General features: G+C 72.9%; 2 protein-coding genes. Both read right to left on the bottom strand.

All coding sequences use genetic code 11. From position 1 onward, the window contains the following. Window positions 1–1,354 (bottom strand): DNA primase (dnaG, locus tag GL263_RS25825; RefSeq protein ID WP_182858156.1); only part of this gene is annotated, 1,354 nt, incomplete at its 3' end. A 70-nt stretch (window positions 1,355–1,424) separates the two neighbouring features. Then, window positions 1,425–1,920, bottom strand: a 496-nt coding sequence (locus GL263_RS25820) for a GNAT family N-acetyltransferase (RefSeq protein ID WP_182858155.1), incomplete at its 5' end; no start/stop codon positions are given.

The raw sequence follows: 1,920 nt of genomic DNA, 5'->3' as shown, positions 1-1,920 counted from the left end.
CCGGTTGCCCGCCCCGGCCGTTCTCCCGCTTCCAACGGGCCAGTTGGCCGATCCGCCGCACCACGAACTGGGTGTCCAGGATGCCGAGCAGACCGGCCAGCCGCACCGCGTACTCGTGCTGCAGCGAACCGTCCTTGATCCGGGCGACGATCGGGGCGGCCGCCTCCAGCGCCGCCGAGCGGCCCTCCGCGCTGTCCAGGTCGTGCTGGTCGACGACCTGCCGCAGCGCGAACTCGAACAGCCGCGACCTGCCGTCCACCAGCTCGCGGACCGCCGCGTCCCCCTTGGCGAGCCGCAGCTCGCAGGGGTCCATACCGCCCGGGGTGATCGCGATCGAGGTGCGGGCGGCGAACTTCTGGTCGTCCTCGAACGCCCGCAGCGCGGCCTTCTGACCGGCCGCGTCGCCGTCGAAGGTGAAGATCACCTCGGTGCGGGAGTTGTCCATCAGCAGCCGGCGGAGGATCTTGATGTGGCCCTCGCCGAACGCCGTTCCGGACGTCGCGATGGCCGTCGTCACCCCGGCCAGGTGGCAGGCCATGACGTCGGTGTAGCCCTCGACGACCACCGCCCGGCCCTCCTTGGCGATGTCCTTCTTCGCCAGGTCGATGCCGTACAGCACCTGCGACTTGCGGTAGATCGGCGTCTCGGGGGTGTTGAGGTACTTGGGGCCGTTGTCGTCCTCACGCAGCTTCCGCGCGCCGAAACCCACCACCTCACCGGTGATGTCGCGGATCGGCCACATCAGCCGGCCCCGGAAGCGGTCGATCGGGCCGCGCCGCCCGTCCTGCGCCAGCCCCGAGAGCACCAGCTCACGATCGGTGAACCCGCGGCCGCGCAGGAAGCGGGTCAGATGGTCCCAGCCGGCCGGCGCGTAGCCGACGCCGAAGTGCCGCGCCGCGTCCTGGTCGAAGCCGCGCTCGGCCAGGAACACCCTGCCGATCTGCGCCTCCGGCGAGTCCAGCTGCTCGGCGTAGTACACCGCCGCCGCCTTGTGCGCCTCCACCAGCCTGGTCCGCTCGCCCTGCTGGCTCGCCCGGCCGTAGCCGCCCTCCTCGTAGCGCAGCGTGATGCCGGCCTGCGCCGCCAGGCGCTCCACGGCCTCCGCGAAGCTGAGGTGGTCGACCTTCATCACAAACGCGATGATGTCGCCGCCCTCCTGGCAGCCGAAGCAGTGGAAGAGGCCCTTGGCCGGGCTCACGTGGAAGGACGGCGACTTCTCGTCGTGGAAGGGGCACAGCCCCTTCAGGTTCCCGCCGCCGCCGGGCCGCAGCTGGAGGTACTCCGAGACGACGGCGTCCACCGGGATGGCGTCCCGTACCGCCCGCACGTCCTCGTCGTTGATCCTTCCCGCCACGCGCCAAGTCTACGGCTCACGCCGAAGCTCCCGTCGCCGCGCCCGCCCCACGGGCCCGGCGGCCCGGTGCTCAGCCCAGCTCGCGGCGGAAGACGTGGTGCGGCCCGACGCCCTCGATCTCGAACTCCGCGCCGACCGTGCGGTAGCCGTGCCGCTCGTAGAAGGCGCGGGCCTCGGTACGTCCGTTGCACCACATCACGTCGGCGCCCCGGCGCCGCGCCTCCGCCTCGCCGGCGGCCAGCACGGCGGCGCCGTAACCCCGGCCGCGCGCCCGCGCCGCACTCGCCATCCCCCGGATCCGGTACGCGACCTCTCCCGCCGCCTCACCGACACCCTCACCGGCCGCCTCACCGGCCGCCTCACCCGCCGCCGGGAACGGCTCGGGGTAGAAGCTGCCGCAGCCCAGCACCTCGGGGACGCCGCCGGCGTCCTCCCCGTACGCCGCGACGTGGAACGCGCCGGGCAGCTCGTCCTCGGCAAAACGGGCCGAATCCTCCGGCAGCCCCGGCCGCAGCACCTCCCGGCGCAGCCGGAAAACGTCACCGAGCGGTACGACGGATGTACGT

The organism is Streptomyces durbertensis, from assembly GCF_014156695.1.
Taxonomy (GTDB): Bacteria; Actinomycetota; Actinomycetes; order Streptomycetales; family Streptomycetaceae; genus Streptomyces; species Streptomyces durbertensis.
The sequence above is the reverse complement of the archived record's forward strand: the minus strand, read 5'-3'. Positions and strand labels throughout refer to the sequence as shown.